The organism is Helicobacter sp., assembly GCF_029067145.1.
Taxonomy (GTDB): Bacteria; Campylobacterota; Campylobacteria; order Campylobacterales; family Helicobacteraceae; genus Helicobacter_D.
The window spans coordinates 1-17,847 of the sequence record NZ_JAIEFA010000036.1 but is presented as its reverse complement, the minus strand read 5'-3'; the positions used below and the strand labels follow the sequence as shown (position 1 = coordinate 17,847).

The following is a 17,847-nucleotide window of genomic DNA, read 5'->3' as shown; positions in this document are numbered from 1 at the left end:
AAAAAGCTTAATGTAATCTTATATTTATCTTGAATCACTCGTCCTTAGCTGCGACATTATAGATTTGCAAGTTTGGGTTTTGCAAAATTAATCTTTAACAATGACAGCTTATTTTTTCGTCATTGCGAGCGAGGCAAAGCAATCCATAATCCAAAATCTAGCCTTTAACTTTTACGATTCCATTGTTTTGTTTTTCTATTTGCAAAATTATAGATTGCCACAATCTCTAATGAGGCTTTGCAATGACGCGCATACCAAGATTCCTTACAGAATCTCATCACGATGAGGTGGAAAGTCTCTTGCCAAACATTTTCAAGGCGCGCTCCAAGTCCTCTTTCGTGTCAATCCCAAAAGATTGCGATTCTACTTTTGCCATTACGATAGTTTTAGAATGCTCTAATGCACGCAACTGCTCTAGTTTCTCTATGGATTCTAAAATAGATTTTGGTAAATTGCAAAAAGCTTGCAGGCTTTCGCCACTAAACGCATAGATTCCTAAATGTCCCAAATACTGCTCATTATGTTGGATAAGATTTTCTCTATCATAAGGAATCAAGGAGCGCGAAAAATAAATCGCTTCATTTTTGGCATTCAAGACAACTTTCACAAGGTTTGGGTCGTTGGCTTCTTCTTTGGTAATGGGTTTGGCGCAACTCCCCATAAAAGGAATCGCACCGCGTTTTTTTGCTTCCTTTTCCATCAAGGTTTTAAGGCGCAAAATCACTTCTTGTTCTAAGAAAGGTTCATCGCCTTGTAGATTGATGATGATTTCCTTTTTATCAAGTTTTAAAATCCGCGCACATTCTGCGATTCTGTCTGTTCCGCTTTCGTGCGTGTTGCTTGTAAGGATTGAGCGCACACCATAGCGCGTGCAAACCTCTGCGATAAGAGAATCATCACAAGCGACGATAACATCATCAATCGTCTTGGCAAGTTCTGCCGTGCGCACAATCATAGGGATTCCACGAATTTGCGCCAAAACCTTGCTGGGAAAACGCGTGGATTTGAGCCTTGCTGGGATAATAATCATCGGTTTGTCTCCTTTAAGTTAGATATGCAAATAATCCAAAGCGTCCGCATTGGGGATTTTTGCGATAAGAAAAGTAAGCAGAAGTGCAGCAAGTGCAATGCGTTGAAATGTCGTAATTTGTGATGTTTGCGGCTCTAAATTGAGATTCTATAATCGCGATTAAATCTAAGTAAATCTTGCCTTGACGCACGATTTTGCCTGTTTGCAAGAGAGAATCTCTTAAGACTTCCTCACCTACTTCATAACAACACGCGCGAATAGAGGGTCCAACATAGGCAAACAAATCGGAGGCTTGCGTGTTAAATTCTTGCTGCATTTGTTCTAGGGCATTGGGAATAATGCCTTTTTGCAAGCCTGCGCGTCCGCCGTGTAGCAATGCTAGGGCTTTATGCTTACTATCAAAGAGCAAAATCGGATTGCAATCCGCTACCATAACTAGCCCGATGATATTTTTTTGCGCAATCAAGATTCCATCACCATCACCTAATAATCCTCCCCTTTGCGCCTTTAGAATCTTATTGCTATGCACTTGATTGAGATAAGCAAGAGAGGAAAGAGGGAAAGGGGCAATACAAAGGGAGCGATGGGATTCTACATTTTCTTTAGAATCTCCTCCCGCGTGAAAGGCGATATTAAGCGGTGCGCGACTTAAAAAGGCTTGGATTCCACTTGGTGTGGCAAGGGGTTCAAGCAAAGAGTGAGAATCCATTATAAACTTTTTTCAAAAGATTCATAATCTTGCATAATCCGCCAAACACCTTTGGAGATGTCCAAAAGCGGGTCGGGGGTAAGGTGGATTTGCATTCTAAGTTCTTTTTCCAAGAAATCCTTAATACCCGGAATCAGTGCTAAGCCACCCGTCAAAGTTGCTCCATCTTCAATCAAATCAGGCGCAATTTGCGGGGGCGCATTATGGATAGCTTCAATGATAATGTCTTTGATTTTGTAAAGACTACTTAAAATAACGCCCTTAAACTCCTCTAAATCCAATTCACATTCTATGGGCATACTATTGGCAAGGTTTTTTGCGCCAATGTGAATGGTGGGATTCTTAGCAAAAACATTGATTTTGCGTTTTAAGCTCTCCGCCATTTCCTTACTGATTCCAATATTTTTGTTGTGGCGACAATATTCTACTAAAGCAAAATCTATGAAATCCCCTGCTTCTTTGGTAAAAGCACTCGTAATTAGTCCATTTAAAGAAATAATGCTGACTTCTACAAGTCCTCCTCCTGCATCAATAATCATTTTTGCGCGTGCAGTAGAAATGTCTAGCCCAGCTCCGACACTTGCACTAAAAGGGTCTTCTATGAGTAGCACTTCTTTTGCTCCAGCAAGCATTGTTGCTTCATAGAGAGAATGTCTCTCTACTTGCGTGAGGTTTTGGGGGATACTAATGCCCACGCGAGGAGAGAGCGAACCCGCCTTTGCTTTTTGCAAAATTGCGTTCATAAAGATTTTAGTGGTTTCAAAATCGCTGATTGCTCCATTTAAAAGAGGATTAATCACTTCTATTTCGTCGTGGGTGCGTCCTAGCATTTTTTTTGCCGAATCACCAATTGCTAGAATGCGACGAGAATTATATTTTTTTTCAAGAGCGATACAAGTTGCTTCGCAAAAAAGTGTTGTTTCCATATCATTGCGCACGATAGTATTCACTGTGCCTAAGTCAATAGCAATATCGTTTCGTTCAAAAATTCCCATATAAAATTCCCAATTATTTTAATACAATTTTTGGATTATACATTATTAAACAATAATTTTATATATGCTTTTGTTATAATACGCAAAATTTTGGAAATTTTATTTCATTTGGCTTTTTGAAAAATTGACGCATTAAAGAATTTTTTTAAGATTCTTTTAATGAAAATCATCTTTTTCTTTTTGGCATTTTTTTATTAATTCCCCATCTTTGTGGTGGGGAGAAGCTTCCTTTCTACCTAGAGAGATTCGGCTAAAGAATTGCCCTTTGATTTTTATCATACAAGGAGAATTAGAAAGTCATTTAGTTGAGAAAAAGTCTTTTTTGAGTGCGCAATCTCTTGCAAATAGAATCACGCAAGAAAGTGCTTGTGTGGTGTATTTTAAAGTTTTGAGGGGCAAACGCACGGAATCGTGATTGAAAAGGATATGAAGTTTGCCCTAGAAAACTTTTAATCCAATCCATTGAAAGGTTTATAAATGAATTTAATTGTGTGCTATGCTTTATTTTTTAGTCTTCCGAAGCTGATTCTTTCTTTGTTGCAGTGGAATTTTATCCGACAAGAAAGAGCCAAGCCACCTTATATTTTGGAATCTAGTGCGTTTTTAAAGGCAGCAGATTATGCAAGTGTGCGTGAAAAAATCGCAATCTATAGCGTGAGTTTAGATTTTTTGCTTGTGAGTTTTTGGATTCTTTTTGGTTTTTCTGCCTTAGATTCGGCTTTGGAGCTATCTCCTTTGATGAAATCTGTCGTCTTTGTGCTTGTGTTTCTTGTTGTCGGGGTATTAGTAAATTTGCCTTTGGAAGCCTATCAGACTTTGGTTGTTGATAAAAGATTTGGTTTTGCAAAAGGCGGGTGGAAGCTTTTTGTCGCAGATACTCTGAAATCTTTTGCTTTATTGTTGGTTGTGGGCGGAATATTGATTTTTGTTTTTAGTTGGATTATTTTAGAAGTGCAATTTTGGGAAGTTTATGTCTTTCTTTTTGGAGCGGTTTTGCTCCTTGGGGTGAATTTCTTGTATCCTCTTTTGATTGCGCCGATGTTTAATAAATTCACTCCGCTTGAAAATCCAGAACTACAAGATAAAATCACTGCTTTGCTAAATCGTGTGGGATTCCAAAGCAAAGGCGTTTTTGTAATGGACGCTTCTAGACGCGATGGGAGATTGAATGCGTATTTTGCAGGGCTAGGACGCGCAAAACGCGTGATATTGTTTGATACTTTGTTAGAAAAAATCTCAAGTGATTCCATTCTTGCTGTTTTGGGGCACGAGCTTGGACATTTTAAACATTATGATATTTACAAAATGCTAGGGCTTGTGCTTGGATTCTTTGGTATTTTATTGTTTGTGGTGGCAAACTTGCCTGAATCTTTGTTTGTTGAAGCAAATTTAGAGCGAAGCACGCACGCATTGATTGTATTTTTGTTGCTTTTAAGCTCGCCGATTGGATTGTATTTTATGTTGCTAGTCAATTGGAGGAGTTGTCAAAACGAATTTGCAGCCGATAGATTTGGTGCAGAGCTAACAAGCGCAGAATCTCTTGCAAATGCACTATTGGTCCTTGTTAAAGAAAACAATTCCTTTCCTTTGGCTCACCCTTTGTATATGCGATTTTTTTATAGCCACCCGCCTTTAATGGCGCGCTTAATGGCATTAGGTTGTGCAAATCTCGCAAACAAACCACAGAATCTCAAAAGTTTAAGTGAAGTCTAAGTAATGGAATCGCAATGGAGTATTCAAAAAGCCCTCCAATATGGCGCACAAAAACTAAAAGAACAAGGGATTCCGCGCCCGCTTTTAGAATCCGAAATCTTGCTTGGGTTTGTTTTAAAGCAGCCTAGAGTTGCTTTGCATTGTAATTTTGAAACAACGATTCCGCCTTTTTGGTTGGAATCTTTTAAGAAATTGATTCTGCGCAGAAGTCTTCACGAGCCGATAGAATATTTAATAGAGAGCGTGAGCTTTTATGGTGAAGAGTTGTATGTTTCGTATGGTGCGTTGATTCCGCGTCCAGAAACAGAGATTTTAGTGCAAAAGGCGTTGGATTGGATTGTGCAAAAATCTTGCAAAAGAATCGCAGAAATTGGGGTAGGGAGTGGGGCAATTAGCGTGTTGCTTGCCTCAAAGAATCCCAAACGAGAATTTCACGCAAGCGATATTTCACCCGAAGCCCTTTTTAACGCCTATGTGAATAAAGTGAGATTTGGAGCAGAGAATTTAACTTTGCATAGAAGTGCGTATTTGGATTTTAATAAAACATTAAAGATTTCTTTTGATTTATTGCTTGCAAATCCTCCTTATATCAAGGAGGGCGAGATTCTGCCTCCCTCACTGAAGTTTGAACCTCAAAATGCTCTTTTTGGTGGGAAAAGAGGCGATGAAATGCTGTTGCATATTATTCAGCTTGGCTTTGATTGTAAGATTCCGTTTTTAATTTGCGAAATGGGTTACAATCAAAAAGAAAGTGTGGAATCTTATCTGCAAACTTTGCCGCATAAAAGTTTGCAGTTTTATCAAGATTTTGCAGGTTTGAATCGTGGCTTTGTTGTAGAGTTTTAGCTCCACTTTTACGATTCCATTGCTTTATTTTCTGTTTGCATTATTATAGATTGCTTCGTCTCCCACTTCGTTTATTTCTCGCAATGACAGCTTATTTTCGTTATCGCGAGGGCTTAACCCTAAGCAATCTATAATCTTGCATAAATCAACCTTTACAATGGAATCTTAAAAGCGAGATTCTACATTAATAGATTGTCGCATATTTTTTACAAAAATGCTTGCAAAGACGCAGTGGCAAAATTGCAAAGGCACAAAAGAACACAAGGGCAAGAGTAAAATCAATCACAAAATAATTGAATATTTTAATCTTGCTTATGATAAAATCTAAGTTTTCTAAAATATTATATAAGGTTGATAAATGTTGCGATTTGCGCCCTCTCCAACAGGAGATATGCACACAGGAAATTTGCGTGCAGCGGTATTTAATTATATTTTAGCCAAACAAAGAAATGAAAAATTTTTGCTTCGCATTGAGGATACAGACACCGCACGCAATATTGAGGGCAAAGATAAAGATATTATGTTTTTGCTTCATCTCTTTGGAATCACTTGGGATAATCTCGTCTATCAGAGTAATAATTTTCCACATCATCGCCAACTTGCCGAATATTTGCTAGCACAGGGTAGTGCGTTTTATTGCTATTGCACCAAAGAGTTTTTGGAAAATAAACGCGAGGAAGCAAAGGCGCGGCACGAGGCGTTCCGCTACGATGATTCTTGGGCAGAATTAGAAAAGGCAACGAATCCTAAGCCTGTCGTGCGTTTGCGTGGCTCTCAAGTGGAGATGAAATTTGTAGATTGTATCAAGGGTGAAATTGAATTTGCTCCCAATGAAATAGATAGTTTTGTGATTTTAAAAGAAGATGGAATCCCAACTTATAATTTCGCTTGTGCCGCAGACGATATGCTTTATGATATAGATTTTATTGTGCGTGGTGAAGACCATGTGAGCAATACTCCTAAGCAAATGTTGATTCATCAAAGTTTGGGCTATAATAAAGAAATTAAATTTGCTCATTTGCCCATTTTGCTAAATGATGAGGGTAAAAAGATGAGTAAGCGCGATAATGCGTCTAGCGTGCAATGGCTGCTAGATTCTGGATTTTTACCGCAAGCCATTGTGAATTATCTTATTTTAATGGGAAATAAAACGCCTTGTGAGGTTTTCACACTGCAAGAATCTTTGGAATGGTTTGATATAAGTAAAATCGCAAAGGCTCCGGCGCGGTTTGATATTGATAAACTAAAATTCCTTAATCGTGAGCATTTTAAGCGGCTCTGTGAGCAAGATTTGGCGGTGCTTTTAGGTTATAAAGATTCCTCTATTGGCGCATTGGCAAAGATTTATTTGCAAGAGGCAAGCACATTAAATGAAATACGAGAAAAAATTGATAGAATCTTTGTCAAAAAAACATTGATTTTAAATCAAATAGAATCTTTGGATAAAAAAGATTTATCGGAGGCAGAATCCCAAAATACAGAGATTTTGGAGTTTAAAGCAGAAACCTTGAGTTTGCAAAAAACGCTTTTGGAAATGCTAGAGGAGCAAGATTGGACAAGAGGCGAGTTTAACGCATTTAAAGAAATTGCAATGCAAAAAAGCACTCTAAAAGGCAAGAAGTTTTTTAAACCCTTGCGCTTTTTGCTTACCGGCTTTACGCATGGTCCAGAATTAAGTGATTTGTTTCCTATTTTGCGTCTCTATCTAAAAGAGATTGTAAGGAGTTAGAATGGTTTTAAGCACATTGATTGAAGCTCTTGCGCAGATTTTAAGTATGGTGATTAACATTTATATTTGGGTTGTGATTATTGCTGCATTGATTACTTGGGTGCGTCCTGACCCTTATAATCCGATTGTGCAGATTCTCTACAAACTCACAGAGCCTTTATATGCAAAGATTCGCAAAGTTATTCCCACGCTGATTGGTGGCATTGATATTGCACCGATTATTGTAATTTTGGCATTGAAGTTTGTAGATTTATTTGTCGTCAAGCTGCTTTTTGGGTTAGCACATAGTTTATAAAGGGTGAGTAGATGAAAAGTTTTTTATTTTTATTGATTTTTGTTGCTTCGCTTTTAGCGCAAAATACGCAAGAAGCGAAGCAGAATCCCAAGCACACTCCAAGCAAACAAACCACAACCAAAAAGGAATCCAAACCTACAAAGACAACCCAATCCAAAAACGCAAATGCAATTCCAACACTTAACCAAAAGATTACTTTAGATTATCTCAAAAAGCAACCCGCTGGGGTTTCGCGTGATTTTTATATTTGGCTGTTTTTGCAACAAGAAATTACCCCGCAAGAAGCAAAAGAGGCTTATAATCTTGCGATTCGTAAAAACGCAAAACTTTTTGGATTGTATTTTAAAAAGGGAAGCAATAAAACACTTTCACGCAAAACAATTTGCGAGCGAATGAGTTTAGAGAAGCTTTTAAAGGAGGATTCTCAATGTATCGCCCTTGCACTCACTGCGAAAAAAGCAGAATCCTTAGATAAAAAAACATTGAAAAAGCTTTCGCAAAATGTGCAACCTCATAACCAAAAACTTGCAAAAAATTTACAAATTTTAGCCGCTAAAGACCCTTTTGCACATCTTATCACACAAGACGCAAAAACTTTTGGAGATTTTTATTTTGCAATTTCACCGAGTTATCGCAATCGTTTAGACTTTGCGATTTCCAAAGAAACCTTAACAAGGCTATTAAAAGAACGCAATGCAACCTTTAATCGCGCGCTTAAAAGTATGATTATGCACACAAATTTAGATAACTTCAATCGCTCCTTAACCGCGCTAAATTCAGAGGAAATTTTGAGTGCATTGGACGCAGAAAGCGCGTTTTATTTGGGCTTAAACGCAATGAGGTATCAGAAAAATCAACAAGCCCTTAGCTTTTTTGCGTATTCACAAACGACAGCAAAGCATATTTTTAATAAGAATCGTGCGAATTTTTGGGCATATTTGGCAAGTGGGGACAAAAAATATCTACAAACCTTAAGCGATTCTAAAATGGTAGATGTCTATGTGCTTGCAAGTCTTGAGATTATGCAGGTTGAGCCTAAATTTACGCTTGTGTATGATGTGCCAACACAGCAAAAAAATGCAAGTTGGAATTTTAAGAATCCTTTTGAATGGGAACGTATTCGCGATTCCTTTAAGTCTATTAAAGGCAAGGACGCAAACTCTCGTCGTCAGCAATTATTGGCAAAGGTAGATAGTGAGGAGACAAAGGCACATTATATTTGGCTTGCGCGTCAAAAAGATACCGAATACTTTTTAATGCCCTATAAGGAAGTTTTTTCACGTTTTCCTCAAGACAAACAAGCTTTGCTATATGCTCTTGCAAGGCAAGAAAGCTTGTTTATTCCCACTGCAATTTCTACTTCGTATGCGCTAGGTCTTATGCAGCTTATGCCCTTTAATGTCAAGGCGATTGCTAAGGAGCTAAAAGAAGAGGATAAGGTGGGATATTTTGATATGTTTGACCCTGCTGTAAATGTGCCTTATGCGGAATATTTCACGCGTCCTCTCGTGCGAGAATTTAACCACCCGCTCTTTATTGCCTATGCTTACAATGGAGGTCCGGGATTTACGCGTAGATTATTGGGGAAAAACCATTTGTTTAAAAAGAATAATCCCTTAGACCCTTGGTTTAGTATGGAGATGATTCCTTATGAGGAATCGCGCGTATATGGTAAAAAGGTGCTAGCAAATTATGTCATTTATCAAAAGAAACTTGGAAAAGAAATTAAAATGTTAGATTTGTTGCAAAAAAGTTTAGTGTATTAGTATTAAAATGGTGTGTTTGAATGAAACGAGTTTATTAAGAACTTTTTGCAAAATATTAATTTTAAAAATAAATTTTAGATTTTTTGGTTATAGTTTTGCAAACTTTAATATGCAATCTATAAGGATAGACAATGAATACAATTAGCCAAAATATTGGGAGTTATGGTAGTTTTTATGCTGTGGGTGTTGGACAAAATACAATGGATACCACTGCGACAGATTCAACGAGTGTTTCACAAGGGACTTTGGAGAGCTCTAATGTAGATTTGACGCGTGAAATGACAGGGCAAATCGTGGCACAAAGAGGAGCGGAGGCGAATGCACAAAGCATTCAAACAGAGGATTCTATGTTGCAGACTTTATTAGACATAAAAGCATAAGTGGGTTGAAGTAAAAATCAGGTGCAATAAAGGTTGATAAATGGTAGATTATGGGATTGAATATTGGGGAAAAGATGATTTTATTATTGAAGATGGGCAGGTAAAAGTCAATCATCAAAATAAACCTGCATTGATTAACATTGTTAAGCAAGTGCGGGAAGATGGCTATCGTGGTCCTCTTTTGGTACGCTTTCCTCATTTGATGAAAAAGCAAGTAGAAAAAATTTTTACAAGCTTTGAGAGTGCTATTAAAGAATATCATTACAAGGGCAAATTCAAAGCAGTTTTTCCTATCAAAGTCAATCATTATCCTAATTTTATCCTGCCTCTTATGGAAAATACAACGCATCGTTGTTATGGGCTAGAAGCAGGAAGTAAATCCGAATTGATTGTTGCTATGGCTTATACGAATGAGAATGCACCCATTACGGTCAATGGCTTTAAAGACAAAGAAATGATTTCTTTAGGGTTTATTGCCGCTAAAATGGGGCACGATATTACCTTGACGATTGAGGGATTAAATGAGCTTGAAACAATTATTGAAGTTGCAAAAACACTCGGCAAACCTTACCCAAAAATTGGGCTTAGAATCCGCTTGCATAGCACGGGAATTGGAATCTGGGCAAAAAGCGGAGGGATTAATTCCAAGTTTGGCTTGACCGCAAGCGAGCTTGTAGAAGCGATTGCGTTACTGCGTAAAAATGATTTGCTAAACAAATTTACAATGATTCATTTTCATATTGGTAGTCAAATCAGTGATATTTCTCCGCTCAAAAAAGCTCTAAGAGAAGCAGGGAATATTTACGCAGAGTTGCGCAAAATGGGAGCAAAGAATCTTAATAACGTCAATATTGGCGGTGGGCTTGCGGTGGAATATGCACAACACGAAAATCAGCAGAATCGCAACTATACACTTGCGGAATTTAGCGGAGATGTTGTTTTTACGCTCAAAGAAATTGCCAAAAACAAAAAAGAGCCTGAGCCAAATATTTTCATAGAATCCGGACGCTATGTTTCTGCTAGCCACGCGGTATTGATTGCGCCTGTTTTGGAGTTATTCTCTCAAGAATATGATGAAAAGGCATTGCACTTAAAGGAGAAAAATCCCCCTTTGATAGAGGAACTTTTTGACTTATACAATACAATTAATGAGCGTTACGCGATAGAATATCTGCACGATAGCTTAGAGCATATGGAATCTTTGCTAACGCTTTTTGATTTGGGTTATATTGATTTGCAAGATAGGAGCAACACCGAAGTGCTTGTGCATTTGATTATCAAAAAAGTAATTAAGATTTTAAAGCACAAAAACCATAGCGATATTATTCGGATTCAAGAGCAGGTGCAAGAGAGATACTTGCTAAATTGTAGCTTTTTTCAAAGTTTGCCTGATTATTGGGGATTGGCGCAGAAATTCCCTGTAATGCCATTGGATAGGTTGAATCGTCGTCCTACGCGTTCTGCGAGCCTTTGGGATATTACTTGTGATAGTGACGGAGAAGTGGCATTTGACAAAAACACCCCATTATTCCTACACGATATTGATGTCAATGAAGAAGAATATTTCTTGGGATTCTTTTTGGTGGGAGCATATCAAGAAGTGTTGGGAATGCGTCATAATCTATTCACGCACCCCACAGAATTTAGCGTCGTTTTTGACGAGGAAGAGGGCGGATATAAGATTGAAAATCTGCTAGAATCGCAAACAATCCTAGATGTGTTAGAGGATTTGGATTATGATACCAAAGAGATTGAACGTTGCCTCAAGCAGCGACTAGAAGAGAGCAAAGAGATTCCAGAGGACGCCAAAAAGGAGGTTTTGGGGCAACTTTATGTAATGCTTAGTGAAAATGGCTATTTAAGAACGGTATTCAAGAGTGAAGGAGAAAAATCTTGAGCTATGCCACCACACTTTTTGGCACGATTAAAGAAGATTTTGCAGTCATTTTAGAGAAAGACCCTGCGATTAATTCTAAAATTGAATTGTTTTTTAATTATCCCGGATTGATTGCTTTGGTGCATTATAGAATCGCTCACAAGCTTTATTATCAGGGCTTTAAAGTCATAGCAAGAATCTTTATGGGAATCACGCAATGGCTTACAAATGTGGATATTCACCCTGCGTGTAAAATTGGACATCGGGTATTTATTGACCACGGGCACGGCGTAGTGATTGGTGAGACGGCAGAAGTAGGCAACGAAGTCGTGATTTATCAAGGTGTAAGCCTTGGGGGCGTGAGTTTGGAGCGCACAAAGCGACACCCGACGATTGAAGATTTTGTAATTATTGGCGCGGGGGCTAAGGTGCTAGGAAATATTGTCGTAGGAGCACATTCAAAAATTGGCGCAAATTCTGTTGTGATTCGCCCTGTTCCTCCTAATTCCACCGCAGTTGGAATCCCTGCAAAGACGATTATCAAAGGAATGAGTGATGATTTAAATAAGATTCCAGATATTCAATATCAACTTTTTAATTATTTGCAAAAGCGTTTGGAATTATTAGAATCTGTCGCACCAAAAAATATAGAATATATAGAATCTCGCAAGAAACTAGAAACTTTGTATCAAGAGTTTTTAAAAGCAAAAGTTTAAAATCTCACTAATGGTGATTTACTTTTGATTCATTGTGGATTTTGGGTTCAAAGCGTGCGTGCGTGCGTGAGCTTGTTTGCGCAACTGCTTCGTAACTACGCCACGAAAGGCTAAGGTTTTTTGCAAGAATGCAAAACTAGCCACCACGTCCTTGCGAGAGCTTTACCCGAAGCGATTCAAATGAAAGAATCTTGCCCATTAAGATTCCACAAAAAATGGAATCCAAAAACAAAATCACAAAAGATTTGAAGTGAATTTTTAAAAATTAATAAATTTTATATATAATTTCAAAATTTTATTTTTAGAGGTGTGAAATAGACAATTTACTTATTGTTATCTGTGTTTTGGCTATGGCGGTAGTTTCTGGGATTGTTTTAAATAAACTCAAAATTCCCGCAATTATTGGCTACATTGTTACAGGAACACTGACGGCTTATATTTTTGGATTTCGCGTTGAGGATTCTGTGGATTTAAACGAAGCTGCGGAACTTGGAATCGTGTTTTTGATGTTTATGATAGGACTTGATTTTAGCTTCAAAAAAATCACACAGATGAAGCAAGAAGTTTTGCTCTTTGGCGGGTTGCAAATTGGAATCTCCATAGCCGCATTTTATGCTATTTGTCATTATTTGATAGGATTTAATCTTGACACTTCTATTATTTTAGCAAGCGCGGTGAGTTTGTCCTCTACGGCAATCGTTTTAAAAAGTCTCAATGAAACCAATCAGACCAAAACGCCTTATGGAATGGCAGCAGTAGGCATTTTAGTTTTTCAAGATATTGCAGTGATTCCTATTTTGCTAATGATTAAACTTTTGAGCAATCAAGATTTAAGTATGGGTGAAATGCTGTTAAGCACAGGCGTTTCGGCAGTCATTGTCTTATTGCTTTTGATGTTGCCCGGTAGATTCCTTGCGCGTATTGTGTTGCGTTCAAGTGCCAAGATGAAAACAGATGAAATTTTTGTCGGGACGGTGTTTTTAATCGTGCTAGGTTCAGCGTATCTTAGTAAATACTTTGGCTTTTCTCTCTCGCTTGGAGCATTTTTAGCAGGAATGCTTGTCTCTAATTCGCCTTTTAAACATCAAGTGGCAAGCGTTTTGGTGTATTTTCGTGATTTGCTTTTAGGAGTTTTTTTTATCACGATTGGTATGCAAGTAGATGTGATTTTTTTAGCAAAATATTTTATCGTCGTGCTCTTACTTGTCGCGTTGATGTTGCTGATTAAAACTTTGATTATGTTTGCGTTTTTAAGTTTTTTAAGAGGGGCAAAAGTTGCAATGCGTATCGCGCTTTCTCTCTCGCAAATTGGAGAATTTTCTTTTGCTATTTTCTTGCTTGCTAGCCAACATAAGATTCTAAATTTAAGATTAGATGGCGGAATCTTGAATGGGGTTTTTGGAAGTGAATTTGTCGCTTCTATTACTCCAAATGAAATTTATCAATTCTTAACCTTAATGGTAATTTTCTCAATGATTGCGACGCCTTTTATCTTGGATAGATTGGATTTGTGTGTTAAATTTGCTCTAAAAATTTTTAGGATTCCGCTTAAGATTGCAAAAATTGGCAGCAAGGCTGGGATTAATCAAAAATCGCAGGCGGAGCATTCCTATGAAGTTGTGATTTGCGGATATGGAACTTTGGGCAAAAAGGTGTTAGAGTTTTTTAGTGGTTGTGATGTTGCAACGCTTGTGGTGGATTCCAATTATGAACGCGTAGAAGAGGGAATCAAAAAGGGTTGCAATATTGTGTATGGCAATATCACAGATAAAATGATTTTTAGAGAAATTGGAATCCAAAAAACAAAAGTTGTCATCTTGTGTGTGGAATCTCCTTTGGCGATTGAAAAGGCTTGTCGGCATATTATGGATATTTCACATCTTGTAAGAGTGATTGCCCAAACCGATGAGGAGACAATAGAGGCAGACTTAAGAGGAATCGGACTTTATGAAGTCATTAATGGCAGTCGCGAAGTTGCAGAAATGTTGGCAAATTCTGCCTTAGAAGCTATTAAAGAATCTAAAGAAATGGGAATTAATAGGGAAGAGGAGAGCTAAGAGACAATGAAATCTTATCCTGAAAATTTTGCAAAACTTGTAGAATCTTTAGAGAAACTTCCAAGTATTGGCAGAAAATCTGCTACGCGTTTAGCGTATTTTTTGGCATTTGAGGATAAGTTTAGCGCGTTAAGTTTAGCGCATAATATTGAATGCTGTGTCCAACAACTACGAATTTGCGAGGAATGTGGTGGAATCTCCAATGATTTTTTATGCTCTATTTGTAGTGATAATACGCGCAATAATGGCGAATTGTGCATTGTTGCGAATCCTAGAGAGATTTTTTTGTTAGAGGAGAGTGGAGAGTTTTTGGGTAAATATTTTGTAATAGAAAGTCTTGAAAAATTGGATTTGAAACATTTAGAGAAAATCATACAAAAAAATCATACAAAAGAGATGATTTTTGCTTTTAGCCCGACTTTGGGCAATGAAAGTGTAATGTTGTATTTGGAAGATAAATTAGAATATTTGGGGTTGCAATTTACCAAAATTGCACAAGGCGTTCCCACAGGCGTGAGTTTAGAAAATATTGACCAGCTTTCAATTATTCGCGCTTTGCAATCCCGAGTGAAGATTTAGGATTCTAAAGGAGAAATTTTGACAGAAATTGTGAATAATTTACATCTTTATATCATCGCGATTGGAGCCATTTTATTTATTAGTGTTTATGCGAGTAAGGTTTCAGAAAAAGTCGGATTTCCTTTATTGCTTGTATTTTTGATTTTGGGAATGTTGTTAGGAAGTGAGGGGATTGTTGGAATCAAGTTTGATAATGCACTTTTGGCGCAAGCGGTTGGCTCGGTTTCACTGATTTTTATTCTTTATAGCGGAGGGCTTGATACGCATTGGGGGCAGATTAAACCGGTGGTTGTTAGCGGGGTGATGTTGGCAACACTTGGAGTTTTGATTACGGCAGTGATTTTGGCTTGCTTTATCTATTTGATGTGGGATATTGCGATTTTGGAAGCCTTGCTGCTAGGCTCTATCATCTCTTCTACCGACGCTGCGGCAGTGTTTATGATTTTTCGCTCCCATCAAATCAGGCTTAAGCACAATATTAAGCCACTTTTGGAGTTGGAATCCGGGAGTAACGACCCTATGGCAATTTTTTTAACAATTACAATCTTGCAATTAATCGTAATGCACAATGTAACTTCTGTTGCGGAATGGATTGTGCAATTTGTCGCACAATTTGCGATTGGAGGAGTGATAGGCTTGCTGTGTGGTTATACTTTTCCAAAGATTTGTGAGCGATTAAATATTTCTCAACCCGGTCTTTATCCTTTGATTAGCGTTGCGTGGCTTTTTATGATTTTTGGACTTTCTGTAACTCTTAATGGAAATGGCTATTTAAGCATTTATATAGCAGGGATTCTGACAAACAAATTTGCCTTTCCTTACAAGTCGCATATTATTGCATTCCACGACGCGATTGCGTGGATGATGCAAATCCTCGTATTTTTGGTGCTTGGATTGCTTGTTTTTCCTTCGCAGCTTCCAGAAATCGCACTTCCAGCCTTGTGCTTGGTTTTGGTATTAATGTTTGTCGCGCGCCCTGTGAGCGTATTTGTGTCTTTGGCAAACAGCAAATACAGCAAAAACGAAAAAGCATTTATCTCGTGGGTTGGTTTGCGTGGGGCAGTACCGATTATTCTTGCAACTTATCCTTTTGTGTATGAGTTGGAGCAATCACAATTAATTTTTAATGTCGTCTTTTTTATGGTGCTTGTGTCTGTATTAGTGCAGGGAACGACTTTAGGATTTGCTGCACGACATTTAGGTATCGTAGAGGAGGACGAAAAAAATTAGATTTTGTTGCTTTTGCAAGGACAGATTCTTTATCCTATCCTCACACATTAATATCTACAACAACAAAATTTTAGCATATTTCTTAAAAATTAAATTTAATTAAAAAATTTAAGTTTAAATTTTGTAAAATCCTTTTGAAAATTTAAATAAGGAAACAGAATGAATAAAATTTACAAAGTTGAGATTATTACGCGCTCGGAAAAGCTGAATATTTTAAAGGATTCTTTGGCTCAAAAAGGTATCAAGGGAATGACCGTGAGCAATGTAATGGGCGCGGGAAACCAAAAAGGCAAGACAGAAGTGTATCGCGGCAATGAAACAACGATTGATTTGTTGCCAAAAATTCGTATAGAAATCATTACCAAAGAAAGCCTGCTTCAAGCGATTATTGAAGTGGCAAAAACGACTTTAAAAACAGGGAGTGCAGGGGACGGCAAGATTATTATTTTGCCTGTTAGCAATGTGATTAGGATTCGCACAGGTCAAGAGGGAGAAGACGCAATCTAGTGCCCAACCTTAAGACGCAGTGAAAGGAATACAATGAAAGCAATCTTATTATTTTTTGGTTTATATGGCTTTGTCTTTGGTGCAGATTCCGAAGTTTCTGCTGTGGATACTTTGTTTTTAATAGGGTGTTCGGGGTTGGTATTGTTGATGACGCCGGCACTTGGAATGTTTTATGGCGGAATGGTGAATCGTGGCAATGTCTTAAGCACAATGATAAATTGTGTAGTGTTTTTTGCTCTGATTTGTATTCAATGGGTGATTTTGGGCTATACTCTTGCATTTGGAGATGATATAGGGCAGTTGATTGGGAATCTAAATCATCTTTTTTTGGGTAATATCCAAGATTCTACGATTGGCTTAGTTTCTGAAAATCTTTTTGCTTTTTTCCAAATGCTTTTTGCTGTGATTGGTGCGGCGATTATCACAGGTTCATTTGTGGAGAGAATGCGCTTTGGGGTATTGCTAATTTTTATCCTTTGTTGGAGCACTTTAGTTTATGATGTTTTAGCGCATTGGGTATGGGGCGGCGGTTGGCTTATGGAGATTGGCTCACTTGATTTTGCAGGTGGTGGTGTAGTGCATATTGCAGCAGGTGTAGCAGGACTTGTGGGTTGTTTAATGCTTGGCAAACGCAAATTCAAAAAAGGAATCCTCCCGCATAGTTTGCCCCTCTCTTTTGTTGGAGCGATTTTCTTATGGATTGGTTGGCTTGGTTTCAACACAGGAAGTGCGCTTAGTGTAAATTCTGTTGCAGTCAATGCGTTTTTGACAACAAACTTCGCAGTAGCGGGTGCAATGATTTCGTGGATGATTATAGAATGGACAAAATATGGCAAACCTACTTTGTTAGGCAGCATTACAGGGATTGTGGCGGGACTTGTAGCGATTACTCCCTCTGCGGGATTCGTAACGCCATTTTCTGCGATTGTGATTGGATTTTTTGTTTCTCCTATTTGTTTTTTTGCTATTAGCGCAATGAAATCTAAGTTTGGTTATGATGATACGCTTGACGCATTCGGATTGCACGGAGTAGGTGGGATTTGGGGCGGAATCGCAACAGGACTTTTTGCGACAAGTTCAGTCAATGAAATTGTGAGCAAGGAAGCCGCAGGCGAGGGGCTGTTATATAGTGGAGATTGGAGTTTGCTTAGTGTGCAAATTATCGCAATCATTGCGTGCTTTGCGCTTTCTGCTGCGGTCAGCTTTGTGGTGCTAAAGATAATGAGTATTTTTGTGTCCTTGCGTGTAGAGGAAATGCAAGAGGAAAATGGTTTAGACCAGTCTTTGCACGGAGAAATTGCCTACCGCTAGGGTTTATAGAATCCTGTAAGGACAACTTTCTTTGCCCTTGCAAACAAATCCGAAATAATCCATAACCCTGCATAAATCAATCTTTACAATAAAATCTTTAAAGCAGGA

Annotated in this window: 19 protein-coding genes; 15 read left to right on the top strand and 4 right to left on the bottom strand. The window is 38.0% G+C overall.

What is annotated here, in order from left to right; all coding sequences use genetic code 11:
• Positions 1 to 100 precede the first annotated feature (100 nt).
• The gene (locus K2N75_RS03850) at positions 101 to 286 is read left to right on the top strand and encodes a hypothetical protein (RefSeq protein ID WP_297679490.1); all 186 of its coding nucleotides are present in this window, start codon (positions 101 to 103) and stop codon (positions 284 to 286) included.
• Here the strand turns inward: K2N75_RS03850 and kdsB are convergent.
• From kdsB to K2N75_RS03835, 3 genes are read right to left on the bottom strand one after another with little or no spacing between them, the layout of a single operon-like run.
• On the bottom strand, positions 278 to 1,030 hold the full coding sequence (gene kdsB, locus K2N75_RS03845; protein ID WP_297679489.1) for a 3-deoxy-manno-octulosonate cytidylyltransferase: 753 nt from the start codon (positions 1,028 to 1,030) through the stop codon (positions 278 to 280). The two genes, K2N75_RS03850 and kdsB, sit on opposite strands and share 9 nt — an antisense overlap.
• Positions 1,031 to 1,043: 13 nt before the next feature.
• On the bottom strand, positions 1,044 to 1,739 hold the full coding sequence (pgeF, locus tag K2N75_RS03840) for a peptidoglycan editing factor PgeF (RefSeq protein WP_297679488.1): 696 nt from the start codon (positions 1,737 to 1,739) through the stop codon (positions 1,044 to 1,046).
• Positions 1,739 to 2,734, bottom strand: a complete 996-nt coding sequence (locus K2N75_RS03835; RefSeq protein WP_297679487.1) for a rod shape-determining protein — start codon at positions 2,732 to 2,734, stop codon at positions 1,739 to 1,741. The genes pgeF and K2N75_RS03835 overlap by 1 nt, the downstream gene beginning before the upstream one ends.
• 265 nt (positions 2,735 to 2,999) lie before the next feature.
• Between K2N75_RS03835 and K2N75_RS03830 the strand changes: the two genes are divergently transcribed.
• The 9 genes from K2N75_RS03830 (at position 3,000) to cysE (ending at position 12,055) form a co-directional block, all read left to right on the top strand.
• Positions 3,000 to 3,149, top strand: coding sequence for a hypothetical protein (locus K2N75_RS03830; protein WP_297679486.1), 150 nt, complete (start codon positions 3,000 to 3,002; stop codon positions 3,147 to 3,149).
• A gap of 62 nt (positions 3,150 to 3,211) precedes the next feature.
• The gene (locus K2N75_RS03825) at positions 3,212 to 4,447 is read left to right on the top strand and encodes a M48 family metallopeptidase (RefSeq protein WP_297679485.1); all 1,236 of its coding nucleotides are present in this window, start codon (positions 3,212 to 3,214) and stop codon (positions 4,445 to 4,447) included.
• A gap of 3 nt (positions 4,448 to 4,450) precedes the next feature.
• Positions 4,451 to 5,293: a HemK/PrmC family methyltransferase gene (locus K2N75_RS03820; RefSeq protein WP_297679484.1), complete on the top strand. Its 843-nt coding sequence runs from the start codon at positions 4,451 to 4,453 to the stop codon at positions 5,291 to 5,293.
• Between the two features lie 358 nt (positions 5,294 to 5,651).
• The gene (gltX, locus tag K2N75_RS03815) at positions 5,652 to 7,022 is read left to right on the top strand and encodes a glutamate--tRNA ligase (protein ID WP_297679483.1); all 1,371 of its coding nucleotides are present in this window, start codon (positions 5,652 to 5,654) and stop codon (positions 7,020 to 7,022) included.
• A 1-nt stretch (position 7,023) separates the two neighbouring features.
• The gene (locus K2N75_RS03810) at positions 7,024 to 7,317 is read left to right on the top strand and encodes a YggT family protein (protein ID WP_297679482.1); all 294 of its coding nucleotides are present in this window, start codon (positions 7,024 to 7,026) and stop codon (positions 7,315 to 7,317) included.
• Between the two features lie 11 nt (positions 7,318 to 7,328).
• Positions 7,329 to 9,083, top strand: coding sequence for a lytic transglycosylase domain-containing protein (locus K2N75_RS03805; RefSeq protein WP_297679481.1), 1,755 nt, complete (start codon positions 7,329 to 7,331; stop codon positions 9,081 to 9,083).
• Positions 9,084 to 9,214: 131 nt separating this feature from the next.
• Positions 9,215 to 9,463 (top strand): flagellar basal body rod C-terminal domain-containing protein, encoded by a 249-nt coding sequence (locus K2N75_RS03800; RefSeq protein WP_297679480.1) that lies wholly within the window; start codon positions 9,215 to 9,217, stop codon positions 9,461 to 9,463.
• A gap of 40 nt (positions 9,464 to 9,503) precedes the next feature.
• Complete coding sequence (gene speA, locus K2N75_RS03795) at positions 9,504 to 11,360, top strand: arginine decarboxylase (protein ID WP_297679479.1); 1,857 nt, start codon at positions 9,504 to 9,506, stop codon at positions 11,358 to 11,360.
• Positions 11,357 to 12,055, top strand: a complete 699-nt coding sequence (cysE, locus tag K2N75_RS03790) for a serine O-acetyltransferase (protein WP_297679478.1) — start codon at positions 11,357 to 11,359, stop codon at positions 12,053 to 12,055. Before speA ends, cysE begins: the two co-directional genes overlap by 4 nt.
• Positions 12,056 to 12,073: 18 nt before the next feature.
• Here cysE and K2N75_RS03785 read toward each other — a convergent pair whose 3' ends face one another.
• Positions 12,074 to 12,199, bottom strand: coding sequence for a hypothetical protein (locus K2N75_RS03785; protein WP_297679477.1), 126 nt, complete (start codon positions 12,197 to 12,199; stop codon positions 12,074 to 12,076).
• 191 nt (positions 12,200 to 12,390) lie between these two features.
• Between K2N75_RS03785 and K2N75_RS03780 the strand changes: the two genes are divergently transcribed.
• The 5 genes from K2N75_RS03780 to K2N75_RS03760 all read left to right on the top strand — a co-directional run bounded on the left by K2N75_RS03780 (position 12,391) and on the right by K2N75_RS03760 (position 17,739).
• Positions 12,391 to 14,112: a cation:proton antiporter gene (locus tag K2N75_RS03780; protein WP_363318422.1), complete on the top strand. Its 1,722-nt coding sequence runs from the start codon at positions 12,391 to 12,393 to the stop codon at positions 14,110 to 14,112.
• A gap of 6 nt (positions 14,113 to 14,118) precedes the next feature.
• Complete coding sequence (gene recR / locus K2N75_RS03775) at positions 14,119 to 14,691, top strand: recombination mediator RecR (RefSeq protein ID WP_297679475.1); 573 nt, start codon at positions 14,119 to 14,121, stop codon at positions 14,689 to 14,691.
• Between the two features lie 18 nt (positions 14,692 to 14,709).
• A complete protein-coding gene (locus tag K2N75_RS03770) occupies positions 14,710 to 15,921 on the top strand; it encodes a potassium/proton antiporter (protein ID WP_297679474.1) in 1,212 nt (403 codons plus the stop codon).
• Positions 15,922 to 16,080: 159 nt separating this feature from the next.
• The gene (locus tag K2N75_RS03765) at positions 16,081 to 16,428 is read left to right on the top strand and encodes a P-II family nitrogen regulator (RefSeq protein ID WP_297679473.1); all 348 of its coding nucleotides are present in this window, start codon (positions 16,081 to 16,083) and stop codon (positions 16,426 to 16,428) included.
• Between the two features lie 33 nt (positions 16,429 to 16,461).
• Positions 16,462 to 17,739, top strand: coding sequence for an ammonium transporter (locus K2N75_RS03760; protein WP_297679472.1), 1,278 nt, complete (start codon positions 16,462 to 16,464; stop codon positions 17,737 to 17,739).
• Positions 17,740 to 17,847 lie beyond the last annotated feature (108 nt).